Source organism: Lysinibacillus sp. 10T31 (assembly GCF_056394365.1).
The window spans coordinates 95,470-112,708 of record NZ_JBFTHS010000006.1 but is presented as its reverse complement, the minus strand read 5'-3'; the positions used below and the strand labels follow the sequence as shown (position 1 = coordinate 112,708).

At 36.9% G+C, this 17,239-nt stretch carries 18 protein-coding genes; 16 read left to right on the top strand and 2 right to left on the bottom strand.

Annotation, left to right across the window (positions count from 1 at the left end):
• The first annotated feature begins 10 nt into the window (after window positions 1-10).
• The 6 genes from AC1DCY_RS05430 (at window position 11) to AC1DCY_RS05405 (ending at window position 6,769) form a co-directional block, all read left to right on the top strand.
• Window positions 11-1,927: a pyocin knob domain-containing protein gene (locus AC1DCY_RS05430; RefSeq protein WP_477348149.1), complete on the top strand. Its 1,917-nt coding sequence runs from the start codon at window positions 11-13 to the stop codon at window positions 1,925-1,927.
• Between the two features lie 70 nt (window positions 1,928-1,997).
• Window positions 1,998-3,803, top strand: coding sequence for a prophage endopeptidase tail family protein (locus AC1DCY_RS05425; RefSeq protein ID WP_477348148.1), 1,806 nt, complete (start codon window positions 1,998-2,000; stop codon window positions 3,801-3,803).
• A gap of 28 nt (window positions 3,804-3,831) precedes the next feature.
• Entirely contained in the window at window positions 3,832-4,026 is a 195-nt protein-coding gene (locus tag AC1DCY_RS05420) for a hypothetical protein (RefSeq protein WP_423490684.1), read from the top strand.
• A gap of 94 nt (window positions 4,027-4,120) precedes the next feature.
• Complete coding sequence (locus AC1DCY_RS05415) at window positions 4,121-4,525, top strand: phage holin family protein (RefSeq protein WP_477348146.1); 405 nt, start codon at window positions 4,121-4,123, stop codon at window positions 4,523-4,525.
• Window positions 4,522-5,190 carry a M15 family metallopeptidase gene (locus AC1DCY_RS05410; protein ID WP_477348144.1) on the top strand — a complete coding sequence of 223 codons (669 nt, stop codon included), beginning with the start codon at window positions 4,522-4,524 and terminating at the stop codon, window positions 5,188-5,190. Before AC1DCY_RS05415 ends, AC1DCY_RS05410 begins: the two co-directional genes overlap by 4 nt.
• A gap of 544 nt (window positions 5,191-5,734) precedes the next feature.
• The gene (locus AC1DCY_RS05405) at window positions 5,735-6,769 is read left to right on the top strand and encodes an S-layer homology domain-containing protein (protein ID WP_477348142.1); all 1,035 of its coding nucleotides are present in this window, start codon (window positions 5,735-5,737) and stop codon (window positions 6,767-6,769) included.
• Between the two features lie 41 nt (window positions 6,770-6,810).
• On the opposite strand, the gene AC1DCY_RS05400 is transcribed toward AC1DCY_RS05405, so the two are convergent.
• The gene (locus tag AC1DCY_RS05400) at window positions 6,811-7,497 is read right to left on the bottom strand and encodes a ZIP family metal transporter (protein ID WP_477348207.1); all 687 of its coding nucleotides are present in this window, start codon (window positions 7,495-7,497) and stop codon (window positions 6,811-6,813) included.
• Window positions 7,498-8,012: 515 nt separating this feature from the next.
• Between AC1DCY_RS05400 and AC1DCY_RS05395 the strand changes: the two genes are divergently transcribed.
• On the top strand, window positions 8,013-9,701 hold the full coding sequence (locus tag AC1DCY_RS05395; RefSeq protein WP_477348205.1) for an FAD-dependent oxidoreductase: 1,689 nt from the start codon (window positions 8,013-8,015) through the stop codon (window positions 9,699-9,701).
• 117 nt (window positions 9,702-9,818) lie between these two features.
• On the opposite strand, the gene AC1DCY_RS05390 is transcribed toward AC1DCY_RS05395, so the two are convergent.
• Window positions 9,819-10,499 (bottom strand): NUMOD4 domain-containing protein, encoded by a 681-nt coding sequence (locus AC1DCY_RS05390; RefSeq protein WP_477348140.1) that lies wholly within the window; start codon window positions 10,497-10,499, stop codon window positions 9,819-9,821.
• Window positions 10,500-10,707: 208 nt separating this feature from the next.
• Here AC1DCY_RS05390 and AC1DCY_RS05385 point away from each other — a divergent pair, with 208 nt between their 5' ends.
• The 9 genes from AC1DCY_RS05385 to AC1DCY_RS05345 all read left to right on the top strand — a co-directional run bounded on the left by AC1DCY_RS05385 (window position 10,708) and on the right by AC1DCY_RS05345 (window position 17,133).
• A complete protein-coding gene (locus AC1DCY_RS05385; protein ID WP_477348138.1) occupies window positions 10,708-10,989 on the top strand; it encodes a hypothetical protein in 282 nt (93 codons plus the stop codon).
• Between the two features lie 183 nt (window positions 10,990-11,172).
• On the top strand, window positions 11,173-11,616 hold the full coding sequence (locus AC1DCY_RS05380) for an SACOL1771 family peroxiredoxin (protein ID WP_477348136.1): 444 nt from the start codon (window positions 11,173-11,175) through the stop codon (window positions 11,614-11,616).
• 382 nt (window positions 11,617-11,998) lie between these two features.
• Window positions 11,999-12,634, top strand: coding sequence for a sugar transferase (locus AC1DCY_RS05375; RefSeq protein ID WP_477348134.1), 636 nt, complete (start codon window positions 11,999-12,001; stop codon window positions 12,632-12,634).
• Between the two features lie 153 nt (window positions 12,635-12,787).
• On the top strand, window positions 12,788-13,051 hold the full coding sequence (locus tag AC1DCY_RS05370; RefSeq protein WP_477348132.1) for a glycosyltransferase: 264 nt from the start codon (window positions 12,788-12,790) through the stop codon (window positions 13,049-13,051).
• A 4-nt stretch (window positions 13,052-13,055) separates the two neighbouring features.
• A complete protein-coding gene (locus tag AC1DCY_RS05365) occupies window positions 13,056-13,295 on the top strand; it encodes a hypothetical protein (RefSeq protein ID WP_477348130.1) in 240 nt (79 codons plus the stop codon).
• A 177-nt stretch (window positions 13,296-13,472) separates the two neighbouring features.
• Entirely contained in the window at window positions 13,473-13,562 is a 90-nt protein-coding gene (locus AC1DCY_RS05360) for a glycosyltransferase (protein ID WP_477348128.1), read from the top strand.
• 166 nt (window positions 13,563-13,728) lie between these two features.
• Window positions 13,729-15,393: a GNAT family N-acetyltransferase gene (locus tag AC1DCY_RS05355; protein ID WP_477348126.1), complete on the top strand. Its 1,665-nt coding sequence runs from the start codon at window positions 13,729-13,731 to the stop codon at window positions 15,391-15,393.
• Window positions 15,374-16,120, top strand: a complete 747-nt coding sequence (locus AC1DCY_RS05350; protein ID WP_477348124.1) for a hypothetical protein — start codon at window positions 15,374-15,376, stop codon at window positions 16,118-16,120. Before AC1DCY_RS05355 ends, AC1DCY_RS05350 begins: the two co-directional genes overlap by 20 nt.
• Window positions 16,108-17,133: a polysaccharide deacetylase family protein gene (locus AC1DCY_RS05345; RefSeq protein ID WP_477348122.1), complete on the top strand. Its 1,026-nt coding sequence runs from the start codon at window positions 16,108-16,110 to the stop codon at window positions 17,131-17,133. The genes AC1DCY_RS05350 and AC1DCY_RS05345 overlap by 13 nt, the downstream gene beginning before the upstream one ends.
• The last annotated feature ends 106 nt before the right edge of the window (window positions 17,134-17,239 follow it).

The following is a 17,239-nucleotide window of genomic DNA, read 5'->3' as shown; positions in this document are numbered from 1 at the left end:
AAGTAAAGAGATGGTCATTAATTTACACACGACACAATCACCAGTCAGTCGATCAGAACGAATGAAAATAAATGAAAACTGGCAAAGGATTATTGAAGGGTTATCGAATTTACAAACTCAGATAAATATTTTAGTAGGCGGAGAAATTGATGGATTACTACAAAAGTTAGATGATGCAATAGAACAAGCTAATATTGCTGTACAACAAGCGATCGATAAAAATAATGAAGAAACCCAAAATGCTATTGAAGCCAACAATACTGCACTGCAAAATGCTTTGAATACACTTTCTGAAATGATTACTCAGTTAGATTTGGCAATTTCAAATGCAGAAACTGTTACAACTGAGACAAATTTAGCTAAACAAAGTGCTTTAGATGCTGTGGAACAAACAATGATAGCAATTAGTGAAATCAGATCTTTTATTGAGCATTTAAATCATCGAGGCATTTGGTCTCCAAGTGTACAGTATTACAAGAATAATATGGTAGTTTATGATGGCTCTACATTTATTGCTTTGCAGGATACTATTGGAGAGTCCTTACCCAACCAACAAGATAAAGTGAATGATTATTGGTCATTGTTTGTTGAAAAAGGAGAACAAGGTGAAAAAGGTGAGCCAGGAGCAGGAATTAATATACTTGGAAAATTAAGTAGTGTAAACGATTTACCTCAACAAGCAAATATAGGTGATGCATACTTAATTGAGGGAAGTCTTTATATTTGGAATGGCTTGTCGTGGGAAAACGTTGGGAATGTTAAAGGTGAAAAAGGGGACAGAGGGGATAAAGGAGACAAAGGAGAAAAGGGAGAGCAAGGGCTACCAGGAAAAGATGCAGATATTACCGAACTAAATCAAACTATTTCAGATTTGCAGCAAATTGTTGATGTTAATAAAGATGAAATTAATAAACATTTAGAAAACAAATCGCAGCATATGGATGATTCATCTCGTTTTGGGAAGAGAGCTAAAATGGCAAATGATTGGAATAGTGCAACTAGTAATGGTATTTACATTTCCCAGGGGAACGCACCGCTTAATCAATGGGCTATGGGAGAAGTTATTGTTAATGATACTGGTAATTTTATTTATCAAAAGGTTTTTGGTATTTCTGATAGATTAAGTTATTCTAGGTGGTTCACTGATAATTTAGGTTGGTCTGAATGGAATCCTACTGAAACTGGAATGAATGTGGCGCCAGATACTGGTGGGAACGAAGACCCTAACACAACTTCAAAACCATTAATTCTTACTAACCATGCAAATGCTGGAGGAGGCTGGTGGTATATAGAAACGAAATGGTATAGATCAACTAGTGCTGGGGAAAAGAGTCAAATCGCTACTAGTTATGCATCAGGTACAACCCCAACTTTAAAAGTACGACATTGTTATAATGGTACTTGGACGGCATGGTCTCAGGATCTACAAGGGCTTTTTACATCTGTAAGTAATGGTAAATCTCAAGTTGCGAACGCCATTACCCAAAAAGGTGTAGCTACTAGTCCTACAGCAGAGTTCGCGACAATGACTAATAACATTTTAGCAATACAACAATCCAACTATAAAAGTGAATACAGATCTATAAGTATTAACTATAGTGCTTCAAGACATGAGGTTGAAGAGGTCTTTAATGCTGGTTTTCCAGTAAAGAGTGCTTTAATAGTTTGTCATCGTTTTTTGGCGAATAATGGGAAAATAGAAGCAAACGTTTCTTACTTATACACAAAAGGTGAAGGAGGATATCTAAAGGTAGGTGGCCACTCTCAGGATGGAGTACAGTTAGCAGATGTTTATCCTTATTTGTTCAGTAATGGAAACTTACAATGTGGTATAGAAGGTAATACTGTTAATGCTAGATTAACTTATTTTGGTAGTATTAACGTTCCAGCACAAAAAGTTGGCATTGAGTTTTTTGCTTGGGGATAATAAATATAATTTTATTTGAGATGGAATCTACTTTATTGAAGAATATTTTATCGAAAGTAGGTGATAGAGTTTGCTAATAGTAACAAACGGTTCACAAATAGAGCCACTTCTAGAAACAAATTACGAAAAAATTGAAGAGTTGAATGGGGCATTACGTATCTCATTTAACTCTTTTTCACATGAAAAAAATCCAGGGCATCCGTTGTTAGATTTTGAAACAATTATTGAAGATGAGGATGGTCATGAATATGTAGTCAAAGATTTCGGTGGTGACACAATTTCTAAAAAGGCAACTGCTGTTCACATATATTTTTCTTTAGCTGATGAGTTTAAATATGATATTTACGGTGGCACAAGGACTTTCGATGATTTTATGTCATTTGTCCTTGCTGGGACTGGCTGGACTTTTATCAATGAAGATGTAGACGGGCATCAATTGCTACCGAATTTCGAGGAAGCAAATCCAATTGTTTTAATTGACCAATTATGTACAGCATTTAATTGTGAACGTCAAATATTACCTGGTAAAGTTCTTCGCTTCACAAAGAAAATTGGCGCGGATAATGACATTCAATTCCGCTATCGTCATAACATTGAAACCTTATCATACAGCGTAAATACTGCAAATTTAAAAACACAAATTCGTGGTTATGGTGCAGAGGGAATTGATATAACTTATACTTCGCCATTAGCTGATTCACCTAGAATTGGTATCCGCGTTGCAGATCCTATTCATGACGAGAAGATAGAATCTGCTGAAGAAATGACCACACGTTTAGCTAGTGAGCTGCCTCCAGCACCTGAAACGAACATTAAAGTTAAGGTCACAACAGTAGACGGTGACGTAGGGGACATGGTTTGGCTTATACATGAGGATCTTGCGCTAGAATACCAAACTCGAATTCTAAGTAAAAAGACAAAAAGAGATTATAGTAATTCAGAGGTAGAGATTGGGAATACTCAAGCGAAAAGTATTGTAGATGCCCTGTTAAATCAACATGCAACTATTAATGCTAACGATAAACGCTATCGTTCTAAATTTGAGCAAACGAATGATCGAATTGATTTAGAAGTAGAAGAAATTGACACATCGATTGCTGCAATTCATATTCGTGCTGATAGTATTACTCAGAGCGTCACAGATTTAAATAACAATTTAAGTAGTCGTATCACGCAAACAGCTACTGAGATACGAAGTGAAGTAACTGCTCAAGTAACTACAATTAATAACAATATTCAAACAGTCCGAAATGATGTATCGGCTGTTACACAAATAGCCTCACAAATACAGTCAACTGTGACTAGTCAACAAACTCAAATCAGTGGATTAGGAACACGAGTTACTACAGCGGAGAGTAATATTACACAACAAGCTAATCAGATAGAGTCAAAAGTCAGTGTCACAGATTTTACGGGTAATTCTGTTGTATCTAAGATAAATCAAACAGCGACGACTATTAGTATACATGCTTCAAAGATTAACTTGATTGGTGCAGTTAACGTGTTGTCCGACATTACAGGGAATTTAGGAACGATAAATACTGGTACATTGAATTCCGTGAATATTAATTCTGCTTATATAAGAATTAATGAAGATGTCTATATCGGTAATACATTACAAATCGGTCCGAGTTGGCTAGATAGTTCGCCAAAAATGATTCGTTTTGGAAGTTGGTCTGGTGGCTCTATTCAGCATTCGGGTGACACTTTACATTTGAATGCACTCGAGGGTGTAACAGCAAACGGAAAACACATCATGACTACTAATATGGATGGTTTAAGTTTAGCTTGGAATCGTACTTCAGGTGCTTCTGGGCGTTTATATTTGCGAAATTCATCTGGCCAAGATATTGGAATAATTAAGTTTGACGCTTAAAAATTTGATTAAAAGGAGAATGATAAACATGGATTATCAAGTACAACTAAACAATGGACAGGCAATTAATTTGAAAAATGCTGAGTTTGATGCTACGGCATTTACAGCAACATTAAACGATCAAAAAATTAACTTTGTAAATATTGGTGGGGCCATCATTAACAAGCACATTATCGTGAGTGTATTACCGGCGACAGCCACACAAACAGAAACGCAGTCTTAAGACGGGCGTTATTTTTTTATTCAATTTTGAGTAGAAGCCTTCCACATATGTGGAGGGCTTTTCTTATGGACTATTAATAGGAAGAAGTGGTGGAGTGGACAAATGGATAGCGACTTGGAGTGGTTTTATTGGAGCAATTATTTCATATCTGGTGAATGGTTTCGGCATGGCAGTAACGGTTTTAATAGGATTTATGGCGATTGATTATCTCACTGGTATTTTGTCTGGTATAGCTAACCATAATTTAAATAGCCGAATTGGTGTGAATGGTATTATTCGAAAAATATATTATTTGATGTTAGTTGGATCAGTTTATTTACTAGCTTTAGTGATACCAGGGATCGAATATGCAGGTGATGGAGCGGCGATTGCTTTTTGTGTTATAGAGTTTATTTCTATAACAGAAAATGGTACAAAGATGGGGTTTCCTACACCAACTTTCATTAAAAATATTTTAGCGATTGTGAAAGATAAAACGGGTGAGGGGGACAATAAATGAGTACTAATATAACAACAACATGCAGAGATTTAGCCCAATTATTACCAACTGCGCAATTAGCATGTCGACTCTTATTTCAAGAATGCTACAAGGCAGGCATTCGTAACGTTTTTATTACCGAAACATATCGCTCTCAAGAAAGACAAAATTATTTATATGCCCAAGGACGAACTCGACCGGGACAGGTTGTTACTTGGACTCTTAAAAGCAATCATAGCAGTCGTTTAGCTTGGGATATTGCCGTTGGTCCTCCAAAAACACTTTATGATGTAACTATACTGAATAAAGTGGGTACTATCGCTCGCAAGCTTGGCATTACATGGGGCGGGGATTGGATTGGTAGCATTGACCGACCGCATTTTGAAGTTAAATCGACTTGGAAGATGCCTACAGGTTATAAGTTAGAGGGACAAGTAATCGTTTCTAGTAGTAGCAAAACAACAGTCCAATTACTTGTAGAAGACAAGAAGGAGGACAACAAAGTGACACAAGTATGGAATCCTGCATCACCAGCAATGCGCACAGAAACAGAAAATTATATAGCGCAAGCAACCAAAGAAGGTATTATTCAAGATTCGCATCTAAAAGATTTAAAAAATGGTGTAATGACAACTGACCGATTATTGGGCTTGTATATTACAATTCAGCAACGCCGAGCTAACTAGTTTTAACTGCTTTCAGCAAATCTTCTGAAAGCAGTTAAAGCCGATTCCGTGACGCAATTATGCGAGGCATAATTGATAGACACCGCCAAAATAATGGCGGTGTTCATTGGCTTGGCAATGAAATTTTATTTCAAAAATGATTCTCCATTACTTACCTCTACAAACAAAATAGTTTTACTGCGTTATTTCTTTAGATTTCTTCTAACTGGAAACTCCTTCCTTAACTACTAACTACCTACTAACGAATGAAAAGCTTTACTATTTTTCCTCCATAAATAAAAAGAGATATAAAACAAATTTAAGATGGGATGTTCATTCAAAATAGGAAATAATGATATAATTCGTTGAATTTATTGAAAAAATTACTTAATATATTGTAGAAATTATGTAATGTATTTGTGGGTTTGCATGGTGATTTAGTAATTTTTTACGTTATTAAAAATAGGACTTTCTTATAATTTTGAATTACTTACATATTTTTGTAGAATTACTAACGAATGTTTTAGTACACTGAATTTATGAATTGAAAGGGGCAAGAATAATAATGAAAAAGACAGTTTTAGCTGGAGCACTTAGTATTGCATGTTTTACAGGAGGTTTTGGGTTACAAGCAAATGCACAAGTAAATACACAAGAAAATGTGCAAGAAGTAGACGTTGCTAGCATTATCCACCCAAAACAGGCGGTTGCAGCTACTATACAAGTGCAATCAATGACTTACCAGGACCTCTATAAAAGACTACTAATCTCCGATTTAGCTATTAATGAACATGGTGTTGTAACAACAAAAAATAGTATCACGGCGAAGTTCTCCATCAGTCCTGATTTGACTGCAAATGAACAAAAAGAATTTAAAGCGTTGTACGGTTCAACTATGCAAATAAAATTTACTCCATCTGGAAATTCATATAAAGGAGAAGTTTTAACTGCTGGTGGGAAATGGATAGCTTTAAGTACTAAAGAATTAAATACTGTAATTACAACAATGCTCCCAGAAAAAAGTTTTGACTTAAAACCAGGGGGGTACTTCACAGATTCTATCGGACACTGGGCTGAGAGCTATATCCAAGTACTTTATCAATTCGACATAATTAATGGTACATCTGCTACAACGTTTAATCCAAACGGAAAAGTAACACGCGGACAATTAGCTTCTATGATTTTCCGTGCTGCTGGATTAGATGTGAAGGAAGATTATGAAGGTCCTGCTTCATATAATGATTTAGCAAACTTCCCAGGTGCAAAAGAAGTAGCGATTTTAGAAGAGTATGGCTTAATCGATATTTTTGATGCTGCTAATTTTGAGCCAAATAAACCGGCTACACGTGAGGAAATGGCATTTGTAACAGCAAGATATCTAGAAGCAATGGGTTATGATGTAAGTAAAGTTAGCAAAAATAACCCATTTACAGATAAAAGTAAAATGCGACAAGAAACTGTTGAAGCAATCGGATTATTAAAGCAATTAGGTGTGATTGATGGTGTGAACGGTCAATTTAATCCAACAGGTAATCTTACACGTGCGGAGTTCTCTAAAATTTTAACACTAGCATTAGTGTTACTTGATGACGAAGCGTAATAAAAAAGAAAGCAATCCACAATATTTGGTGGATTGCTTTTTTATTCGACTAGCATATGAAATAAGTGACTTAATAAATAACCTAATAAAATAAATGCTATAAAGGATTTTCGTGATACTGAACGAATATGATGCAAAATAAATTCTGAAATACTGGCGCTTGCGATTAACCCAATCGATACACCCATTAGTACGCCTTGTGCCTTATCAGATAACTCCCAATATTGACCGATCTGTATAAAAATACTAAAGAAAATCGAGAATGCCACAAAATAAATAAAGAGTCTCCATGGTCTTTCTCCTTGTGATAGTAATGCTGTTGAAAGTGCAAAGCCTTCTGGTAGATGATGTAGAATAATGGAAGCTGTTATTGCAATACTTAATGCGGACTTCCCTAGTAACTGTCCGACAGTAAGGCTCATTGGAATAGTATGGATAATTATAGCGATTGCGAGTAGTGATACAGAGGGATTTTGTGTATGGGAAGTGTGAAATAAACTATTAAGTATTTCAAACATTAAATAGCCCATCAATATTCCAAGTAAAAGGCCAAATGATTTGTACATTTGAAAAGAAGAAGGAATGACGTCAACTACAAGTATGCCAACTAAAAATCCTCCACTTAGTAATGATAATCCATGAGTTGTATGTTGGAATAGCCTGGAGAATACCCAAGCTAGAGCTCCTCCTATGCTAGCACTAAAAAAAAGGAAACCACCAAGTATCATTGCACTCAACTGCAAAATTCCTCCACCCTATATATTCTTTAAGCCGTTTTAACTTCTTTCAACGGGTGTCTAAACACCGCTGAAAGAAGTTAAAGCCTTCGGCGAATGTCACGGAATCAGAAAGGAGTTCTTAGGGGATGTTAGCCTAAAATCATCGCATCCATGCGATAACGGCTAACTGACCTGCATCGTGCAGGCCTAAGCACAAAGCTGATTCCGGACGTAATTATGCCGAGACATAATTGATAAAATATATGCTAAGTAGAAACGAATATGATAATCGCAAGTTTTAGAAAAATGTTCATGGTATTAATTACTAAAAAGTAAAAGGTTATTTTATCGATAAATCTATTTTTAGGGGTATTATTATCGAAATCTGTAATCAAACAGGACAGACAGCAATTGCAAAGTTGTTGGTATTAAATTGACTGAATATTATTTAAATTCTATACTCTTAAGTAGTTATACCAGATTCATTGATTTAGTAACTACTAATGAAGGTGAGGAATGTGAGTATGAAATGGGATGCGAGTTATGATGTGGTAGTAGTAGGTTCAGGGGCAGCTGGGTTAACAGCAGGTCTAACAGCAAAGCTACAGGGCATGAAATCATTAGTCATTGAAAAGACAGAGCGTTATGGCGGGGCATCTGCCTTGTCTGGAGGAGCACTATGGATTCCAAATAATTATGTGATTAAGAGTGAGGGTGTTCCTGATACACATAAACTAGCGCGTTTATACTTAGATTCAACCATTGGTGATCGTGTACCAGAGGCTTTAAAGGAAGCTTATATTAAACGAGGACCAGAAATGTTAAGGTTTTTAAATAATCATACTAGGCATATGCGTTTCCAATATGCAAAAGGATATTCAGATTATTATCCTGAAAAACCAGGTGGCTTACCTCAAGGACGGTCGATTGAGCCACTTATTTTTGATTTGAAGAAAATGGGGTCATTAGCAGATACGATGCGTCGTTCGACATTGTCTACTAAAGGCTTTACGATGAATAGCTATGAATTTCATAAGGTGAATATGATTAGACGTACGATAAAAGGGAAAACAACTGCCTTAAAATTAGGCATACGATTGGTGAAGTCGAAAGTTAAAGGAAGTCTGCCTGTTGCATTAGGGGAAGCATTAATTGCTCGTTTACGAATGTCACTTGCAGAAGCGAATGGAGAGCTGTGGATTTCGACTGCATTTAAAGATTTTATCGTTGAAAATAATCGGGTGACTGGTATCGTAGTTGAACGAGATGGGCAGGCGATGCACATCGAGGCGAAGCGTGGGGTAGTCCTTTCCTCGGGTGGTTTTTCTCATAATCAAGCATATCGTGAAAAATATTTGCCAGCACCAACTAACGCAAAATGGACTTCTACACCAGAAGGACAAACGGGAGATATTATCGAGCCAAGCGTGAAAATAGGGGCGACACTAGATTTAATGGATAAAGTATGGGGAGCACCTTCTGTTATTGATCCACAAGGACAACCTTTCTTCCTTGTTGCAGACCGCGGAGTTCCTAATATGATGGTTGTGGATGGTGTTGGGAAACGATATTTGAATGAAGCGGCACCTTATCATGAATTTGTAGACAATATGCATAGTCACCATCATAAAACAAACAATGCTATACCTTCTTGGATATTGATCGATGCAACGGCAAAGAGTCGCTATATTTTCACGGGATTATTCCCAGGACAAGCTTTCCCCAAAAGTTGGTTTGATAACGGCATCGTTAAAAGTGCACAAACAATTGAAGAGCTTGCCGAGCAAATGAATGTTCCTCCAGAAAATTTAGTGGACACTGTAGAGCGCTTCAATGCCTTTGCTCGTAATGGTCGTGATGAAGATTTTCATCGAGGAGATAGTGCCTATGATAATTATTATGGAGATCCCACTTTGACGAATCCGAACCTAGCAGAGCTTAATAATGCTCCATTTTATGCACTCTCTTTATATCCAGGAGATATCGGGACTAAGGGTGGCTTAGTAGTGGATGAGTATGCTCGCGTTGTAAAGTCAGACGGTACGGCAATTGAAGGGTTGTATGCATCGGGGAATTGTTCAGCCTCTATCATGGGCGAAACGTATCCAGGACCAGGTGCAACATTAGGGCCTGGTATGACATTAAGTTACATTGCAACAACGCATATGGCAAATGCAGTTAATAAGAAAGAATCGACAATGCTAAAGGTATAAATAGCCTGTTAAATCTATATCTTCAATCAACAGGTGAAAATTTTGAACAACTATAGCAATTATCATTTTTACCTAAAAAAATCCCTAGCGTCAATGCACGCTAGGGGTTTTTTATGATTAAAAGTGTATACCTGGTTTATCGCTTAGCTTACAGCCTGTACCATATTTCGCTTTTAAGGCACCTTTAAAATTAGTTTGTTCAAGTTCTGGGAATGCCTGCTTCCAAAGCTCAAATACATTGTGACTTGAAGCAGTACCTTCTTTTGTTAGACGAACAATATGGAAACCATATTCATCGTTGCATCGAGCTAATGGACGATTTTCACGCACTGTAATGATTCGACCGCTCGCTGTAACATCATATAAGCCCTCGTAACCTGAAATAGCACGTCTTTCTTCATCGAAGTCAGCTGTTTTTTCTACTTTTTCTTTTTTTGCTTCTTTGACTTCGTTTTTTTCTACAGGCTTAGCAGCTTCTTTAATTTCAGTTTTCTCTGCAGGCTCAACTACTTCTTTGACTTCATCTTTCTCTACAGATTCAGCCTCTTCTTTATTTTGAGTTGAAAGCTGTTCCACAATGACGAAATCCTTGTTAGAAGCTTTGTCGCTCATTGTCGCCATCACGTTCATAATAGAACCTACATAACGTACTGGTTTATCTTTGCCTTCTTCAAATACAAAAATATTATAATCGGTTTTATTCATCTTCTTCATAATAATATTTCCTGTTTTAGTAGTAAAACCGATAAATTTGTTCTTTTTAAGTACTTGTATTGCTTGTTGCTTTGTTAAAATCATTTTTTAAATCTCCTAAAGAATCGTTTTTTCTATTTTACCATAAAATCAGTTTTCCTGTTTTTCTTAAATATTGGATATTTCATTATTGCACTGATGTGGGGGAAAGAAAAATGTTCATCGCTATAGAATGGGGTTGATTCCCGTTCCGGCTGGGCTCTTTCTGAGGGCGTCCAATGAGCCGCTTCGCTGTAGGGTCTCGGGCCAACAGATGTTTTTTACGCGAAAGAGTAGTAACGTAGCAGCAACAAAGTGTTTTTCTGAGCGAAAGCGAAGCGACAGCAACAAAGTGTTTTTCTGTGCGAAAGCGAAGCGACAGCAACAAAGTGTTTTTCTGTGCGAAAGCGAAGCGACAGCAACAAAGTGTTTTGTCTGTGCGAAAGCGAAGCGACAGCCGCAACAGCATGTGATGGTTTTAGACTTCGTTCCTCTATTGCTAATCCACGAGGAGTCACCTAGTCTCCACTCCAATCAACTTATTTTAAAAATGTAGAATCTTTATTAGGGAGATTGGGTTGTATGGAGAATCGCCCAAGTAACCTTGCAAACTGATTAGCTAGGTAATAGAATTGGTCGGGTAATCAAGAAAAGTGATCGGGTAGAGCGTAAAACTGCTAGGTCCCCACAGGGCAACTGCTATAATCTATAACCACATACTCAAAAGGAGGATTTATTTATGGTGAAACATTTATTTACTATGAATTTAAAATGGTCGGAGGGGAGAAGTGGGACCGGGAATATTGTTGCGAACAATCTAAATACGAAAATTTCTATTCCTCGAGAAATGAATGGACCAGGAATTGGGACAAATCCTGATGAAATGCTGCTTGGAGCGGCAGCAACCTGCTATTTAATTACACTGGCTACACTACTTGAAAATTCGAAGATTGCTGTGTTGGATTTATCTATGCAAGCTGAAGGTTTTGTTGATGTCACGAACGGTGTTTTTACTTATGAGAAAATCGTACATAAGCCAAGAATTGTTGTACAAAATTTATCTGAGCGAGAACAAAAAAGAATCAATCGATTAGCTGAGAAGGCAGAGCAAACATGTATGATTAGTAAGGCATTAAAAGGAAATGTTCAAATTACATGCGATGTACAAATTATACAAGGGTGAAAAGGAACATCACCATTAATGGCTGAATATAATAATGTTAGGAGTTATTCAAAAATGATTTTTGAAATAACTCCTTTTTTTCATTTATCACTAAAAATTTGAAACGACATTTATTAAAATGTATGGCATTTTTAGTAGTCAGTTTGGAGTGGAGAATAGGCGACTTCTTTGCTGTCGCTTCGCTTTCGCACAGACAAAACTCAGTAGTTCTCCGACGCCCCCCTGGAAAGCGCTCAGTCGAAACGGAAATCAACCCACGATATGATGATGTGCCTCTTTTTTTTTACATATTATTATGAAACTGCTTTTTCAAAAGTAGTTCTATAAATGTCCCAAATGAATATATAAAATTAGGTGCTAAAAAAATGCAAAGGATGATGTGTTGCACGAGCAGTCAGCTCAGACTATTAAATTTTATAGTCAGTACGGGAAAAGAATTTTTGATATTACGGGGGCACTTCTATTACTTTTTATTACCATTCCTCTTATGTTTGTAGTATTCCTCATTTTACTTATTAGCACAGGCCGCCCTGTTTTTTTTAAACAAATCCGTACCGGACAGGATCATCAGCGCTTTGTTATTTGGAAGCTACGGACAATGACTATACAGGCGATTCCAGTGAATATGCCTACTATGTGTGCAGACGGAATTCCGGATGATTATTTTTTTAAAACTGAACAGGATGTACGAATCACGAAGGTCGGGGCCGTTCTTCGGAAGTTAAGTATTGATGAAATTCCACAGCTCATTAATGTCTTAAAAGGAGATATGAGTATTGTTGGACCACGACCAGAAGTTCCAACCATCACAAATGCTTATAACACTTTACAGGCACGCCGTTTAGAAGTAAAGCCAGGTTTAACAGGGCTTGCTCAGATTAACGGCCGCTCTAATATTTCTCACGGGCAAAAAATTTCATATGATCTAGAGTACGTTGATCGTTATTCTTTTTGGATGGATATTAAAATTATCATCAAAACACTTTACGTAGTTTTAGCGAGAACGGGTGCTTATTAAAAATTAAGGAGTGTTAGGTTCTGAAGATCGTTCAGCTTATTACATGAATGGATAAGATCGGAGGAGCGCAAAAGCATGTGGAGGCCTTGCCATAAAATTGAAGCAAGATGCTCACGAGGTAACTATTGTAACAGGCTTTTATGATCCATCACTGTGCGTTTTCAAGAAGAAAAAATTGAAGTTTTCAGCATCCCAGCCATGAGCCATGCAGCGAGCGATTCATCTAAAAAGGATTTACAAACCTTTTGGCAATTGAGATTAATATTTAAATTACAACCAGATATTATTGCTGTGCATTCATCGAAAGCAGGCGCAATTGGTCGTGTAGTTGGTAGGCTTTTACGCATTCCGATTGTTTTTACAGCTCATAGCTGGAGTTTTACAGAGGGCGTACCGCACAAAAAAGATGATGTATAGTCGAATGGAAAAATTCGTTCAGCCATTGACAGCAAAAATTATTACGGTATTTGAATATGATCGCATTAAAAAAATTGCTTCTGCTCATAAAATGCTGACGATTCATAATGGCATCTACCAAATAGAGAAGCGAGTAGCCCCTATTAAAGAGAATAAGGAGCATCCATTATTCGTGATGGTTGCTCGTTTTGAAGTGCCAAAAAGACAGGGTTTTATTGCTAGAGGCTTTAACGGAGCTTTCTGATGTACCTTGGCGGCGCTTGCAATTGATAGGTGATGGCTCACTTCGCCCTAGTTTAGAAAAATTCGTTGCCGACAAAGTCTTAATGGATCGTGTCTCATTTTTTGGTAATCAATTAAATGTCATTTATTTGTCTTGCTATCAGATTAGGAGGACTTACCGATTTCAATTATTGAAGCAATGCGAGCAGGACTTCCGATTATTGCTAAGAATATAGGTGGTGTTAATGAGTTAGTTTCTGATAATGAGAATGGATTTTTAATTAATTGAGATGATAAGAACTTACTAAAGAAAAGACATAAACAATTATTATTGGATGAGAGCTTACGTTAAAAAATGGGGGACGCAAGGAATTTTACGTTTCTACCAATGTATCAGAAAACTCTATTTGTCTACGAACAGGCTGTATTAAAGTCGGCTAAGAAAGGTGATTAATTTGCAATTAATTCGCATTCGAACTGATGATGAGCTTATGTGGTACAAGGATATTTGGGATGAAATTTTAGTAGCGGAGGACAATGATAATCCATTTATAGAATTTGCTTGGTTTTATAACTGGTGGCAAATTGTTGGGCGAAGAGAGCGTGTTGAGCTCTATGCTGTTGAAGAAAATGGTTCTATCATTGCCTTTTTCCCCTTCTTAGTTCGACTTCGATGGGGAATACGAATTTATGCTTTTACAGGAGATAATATTGCAAATTATTCTGCAAAAAAAGAATGGCTGTTGCCTGCTACAACATTTGTGTTTGATCAGCTCATTGAAAAGTATAAACATCTACTATTTAAGTTTCATGGATTATTGGAAAGCAAGGACTCTACAAAGGTCATTGAGCAATATTTTGTTGAAAGGCAGTTACGTCCGAGTATTTTTCGTGTAGTGACTCCGTATCTAGCCTTTCGTGATATAGATTTCCCTAACTATTTCAATCAACGTAGAAAAATGCATGGTGTGGATAGCAGAGAGCGTAAGCTGCGTGAATTAGGCTCATTAACGAGGAAAATCCCTTCTCAGGACGAGCTTTGGCAAATGTTTAAATTATTTGATCGACGATGGGCTAATAAAATAGATACAAGTGATTTTACGAAAGGTAAGAAAAAGGATTTTTTTGAACAGTTAACGCTTCTTAAAGGGGAAGCATTGCAAGTCGAGGTAGACGCACTTGTTTTTGAAGACCAATGGATTGCCTTCACCTACGGAATTTGCTGCCGTGGACGTTATGTAACTTACGAACTTGCACATGAGCCAACATTTAATATATTTGGCCCTGGCAGATTAGTGAATCAGGAAACTATTAAGAGAACCTATTCTGAAAACTATCGCCTGTTCGATATGAGTATTGGCTACGAGCCATATAAGTTCGATTGGCGTTCTAATATTGATTTTACAAGACGTATGCTCGTAAGCAGTGGAACGAAACGCTCAAAGCTATTGACGAGTAGTTATACGCTGAAAGAACGACTCAAGGAATTTTTAAAAGGCAATCATCGTGTCGTGGAATGGAAACGCAATACTCTAGGTCAATTACGTTACTTAGTAAAGTATGGAAAAGTAAAAGATTGGCTAGAATATGGACAAATGTTCGTAGAAAAATTTATTCGTTTTAAGCAAGTGGATTTGTATGAATTATCCCCATCAGATAATGTTACACCGCAACGACCTGTAGGAGATTTGTTTGAGGAGTTGTCGATACAGGATGCGATGCAACTCGATAAGGAAGAAATTATTTCTCTATTTTATAAGGGATACTCCATTTACAAAGATTCTTATGCAGAAACGAATAAGCCTGCGTTTGCGTTACATGCGGTGAACTTGCGTGTAGATGAATTGCAAATTGTTGAAGCATTGCCGAAGCAGACATATTTTTTAACCTATGATGTTTATAAAAATATCGATATTATCACAGCCTTTTTCCAAAAAATGAAACCTGCACAAACACTTTGGGTTACTGCAAGCTTTTGGCAATGGCGAAAGCGTAAACGATTATTGCAGCTAGGCTATAAACGTATTTCTCGAATGAAACATTTTAAATGTGCTCGCTATGAGCGAAATCATGTAGAAAAATACACAGAGAGTGGGGGCGATGTTCATTCTGTCCATTAAAAGTAAGCGATGGAATATCGCAATGCAGCATTTTTATTTTGTAGAGAAGCCAGCCAATGTTAGAAAATCCATGAAAGTTGTTGGATATACAAATTCACTTGTACCAAGCCGTAAGCTTGTTAAAAGTGAAACGGTTCATATTCACCTTACAGATAGTGAGTTATCATTGTATCTTGCTCTTTCAGAAAGTAATCGAAAAATTCTTCGTCGTGCACAAAAAGAGTCCTATCAAGTTTTTATTTATAAAGAACCATCAGATGAAAATTTACGAGCCTTTCAACAGTTTTATAATAACTTCGCAAAAAGGAAAAAACTCGAGCTAATTAGTAAGTCTCAAATGGAAGCTATTACGCTCTTAAAAAATAAAGGAGCACTATGGCTGTCTGAGATTCGCAGTATTTGTGGGCAAACATTATGCTATAGACTCGATATTGTATACGCTAAAAAAGCAATGTCCTATTATGTTGCGACTTGTCATTCACAATCGATGCCAGAGCATTTAATAAGACCAATTCGTTATGCAAATCGTTTCTTACTATGGCATAATTTATTGCATTTAAAGGAGCAAGGCTTTGTTTTATATGATATGGGGAAACTGACAGATGATCAAAATGTTCGTGCATTTAAGCTAGGCTTCGGTGGACAAGTCGTCGATGTATACTCCGGTTACATTACCCAATCCAAAATACGTGCACTGTTACTGGGCGTGCAAAAATGGAGGAAGTAGTAATTGAAGTAAATCGTGGAGGTCTTGTTATATCATTGGATTTTGAGCTAAATTGGGGTGTCCACGATGTATTTAAGTACGGACAATACAAAAAAAATATATATGGTGCACGTGAGGCATTGCCTAAAATACTAGAGTTATTTGAACGATATGGCATTCATGCGACTTGGGCAACAGTGGGTCTATTGTTTGCAGAAACAAAAGCTGAAATGGCTCACTACTTAAGAGGTATTCCCATAAAGTATAAAAACATGCGCTACGCGGCACATACACAACTTGCAAAAGTAGGAGAAAATGAGCAAGAGGACCTTTTACATTTCGGCAAATCCTTAATTGAGAAGATTAAACGTACGCCACATCAAGAAATAGGCAGTCATACATTTTCACATTTTTACTGTTTAGAAAATGGACAAACTGAAGCAAATTTTCGTGCAGATTTACATGCTACTGCCATGATTTGTGAAGAAAATATCGCACCAATGAAATCGATTGTATTTCCACGTAATCAAGTGAATGAAGCGTATTTCCCGGCGTGTCAGGAAGTGGGGTTTGTATGCTATCGAGGAAATGAAAAACATCTGTTGTACGATCCTCAAAAATTTACGAAAAAAGGTCGACTATTAGGTGCGAAAAAATGGCTGGATAGCTATGTTAATATAACGGGAAATCATCTAGTAACGCTAGAAGAAATGCAAAAGGATTCCTTTATTAACATTCGTTCAAGTGCATTTTTAAGGCCCTATTGTAGCCCTTTACGATTTTTTGAAGGCTTAAAAGTCCAACGTATTAAAGAGGGAATGCATGCAGCTGCAAGGTCTAAAGCTTTTTATCATTTATGGTGGCACCCTCATAATTTTGGCAAGAACATCGAAAAAAATTTAGCTATGCTTGAGGAACTTTTACAGTATTATCAGGAATTGCATAATCAATATAGCTTTCAAAGCTATACGATGTACGAGGTCGCGGAGCTTTGCCAAACTTTATCCCGCAAAAGCCCGATTGGTGAAGACTAATAATCAGTGGGTGAAAAAACCCCCACAAGTAGCAAACTAGAAAATGGCCTAGTTTGCTACTTTTTATGTTATAGGGGTAAATGGACTGTGGAGAATTTTTCAAAAT

Coding starts and splice junctions, on each gene's coding strand:
- AC1DCY_RS05345 (WP_477348122.1), top strand. CDS start 16,108: ATGGAGGAAGTAGTAATTGAAGTAAATCGTGGAGGTCTTGTTATATCA.
- AC1DCY_RS05360 (WP_477348128.1), top strand. CDS start 13,473: ATGCGAGCAGGACTTCCGATTATTGCTAAGAATATAGGTGGTGTTAAT.
- AC1DCY_RS05380 (WP_477348136.1), top strand. CDS start 11,173: ATGGTGAAACATTTATTTACTATGAATTTAAAATGGTCGGAGGGGAGA.
- AC1DCY_RS05410 (WP_477348144.1), top strand. CDS start 4,522: ATGAGTACTAATATAACAACAACATGCAGAGATTTAGCCCAATTATTA.
- AC1DCY_RS05400 (WP_477348207.1), bottom strand. CDS start 7,497: ATGATACTTGGTGGTTTCCTTTTTTTTAGTGCTAGCATAGGAGGAGCT.
- AC1DCY_RS05420 (WP_423490684.1), top strand. CDS start 3,832: ATGGATTATCAAGTACAACTAAACAATGGACAGGCAATTAATTTGAAA.
- AC1DCY_RS05395 (WP_477348205.1), top strand. CDS start 8,013: ATGAAATGGGATGCGAGTTATGATGTGGTAGTAGTAGGTTCAGGGGCA.
- AC1DCY_RS05350 (WP_477348124.1), top strand. CDS start 15,374: ATGTTCATTCTGTCCATTAAAAGTAAGCGATGGAATATCGCAATGCAG.
- AC1DCY_RS05365 (WP_477348130.1), top strand. CDS start 13,056: ATGGAAAAATTCGTTCAGCCATTGACAGCAAAAATTATTACGGTATTT.
- AC1DCY_RS05430 (WP_477348149.1), top strand. CDS start 11: ATGGTCATTAATTTACACACGACACAATCACCAGTCAGTCGATCAGAA.
- AC1DCY_RS05385 (WP_477348138.1), top strand. CDS start 10,708: ATGTTTTTTACGCGAAAGAGTAGTAACGTAGCAGCAACAAAGTGTTTT.
- AC1DCY_RS05390 (WP_477348140.1), bottom strand. CDS start 10,499: ATGATTTTAACAAAGCAACAAGCAATACAAGTACTTAAAAAGAACAAA.
- AC1DCY_RS05405 (WP_477348142.1), top strand. CDS start 5,735: ATGAAAAAGACAGTTTTAGCTGGAGCACTTAGTATTGCATGTTTTACA.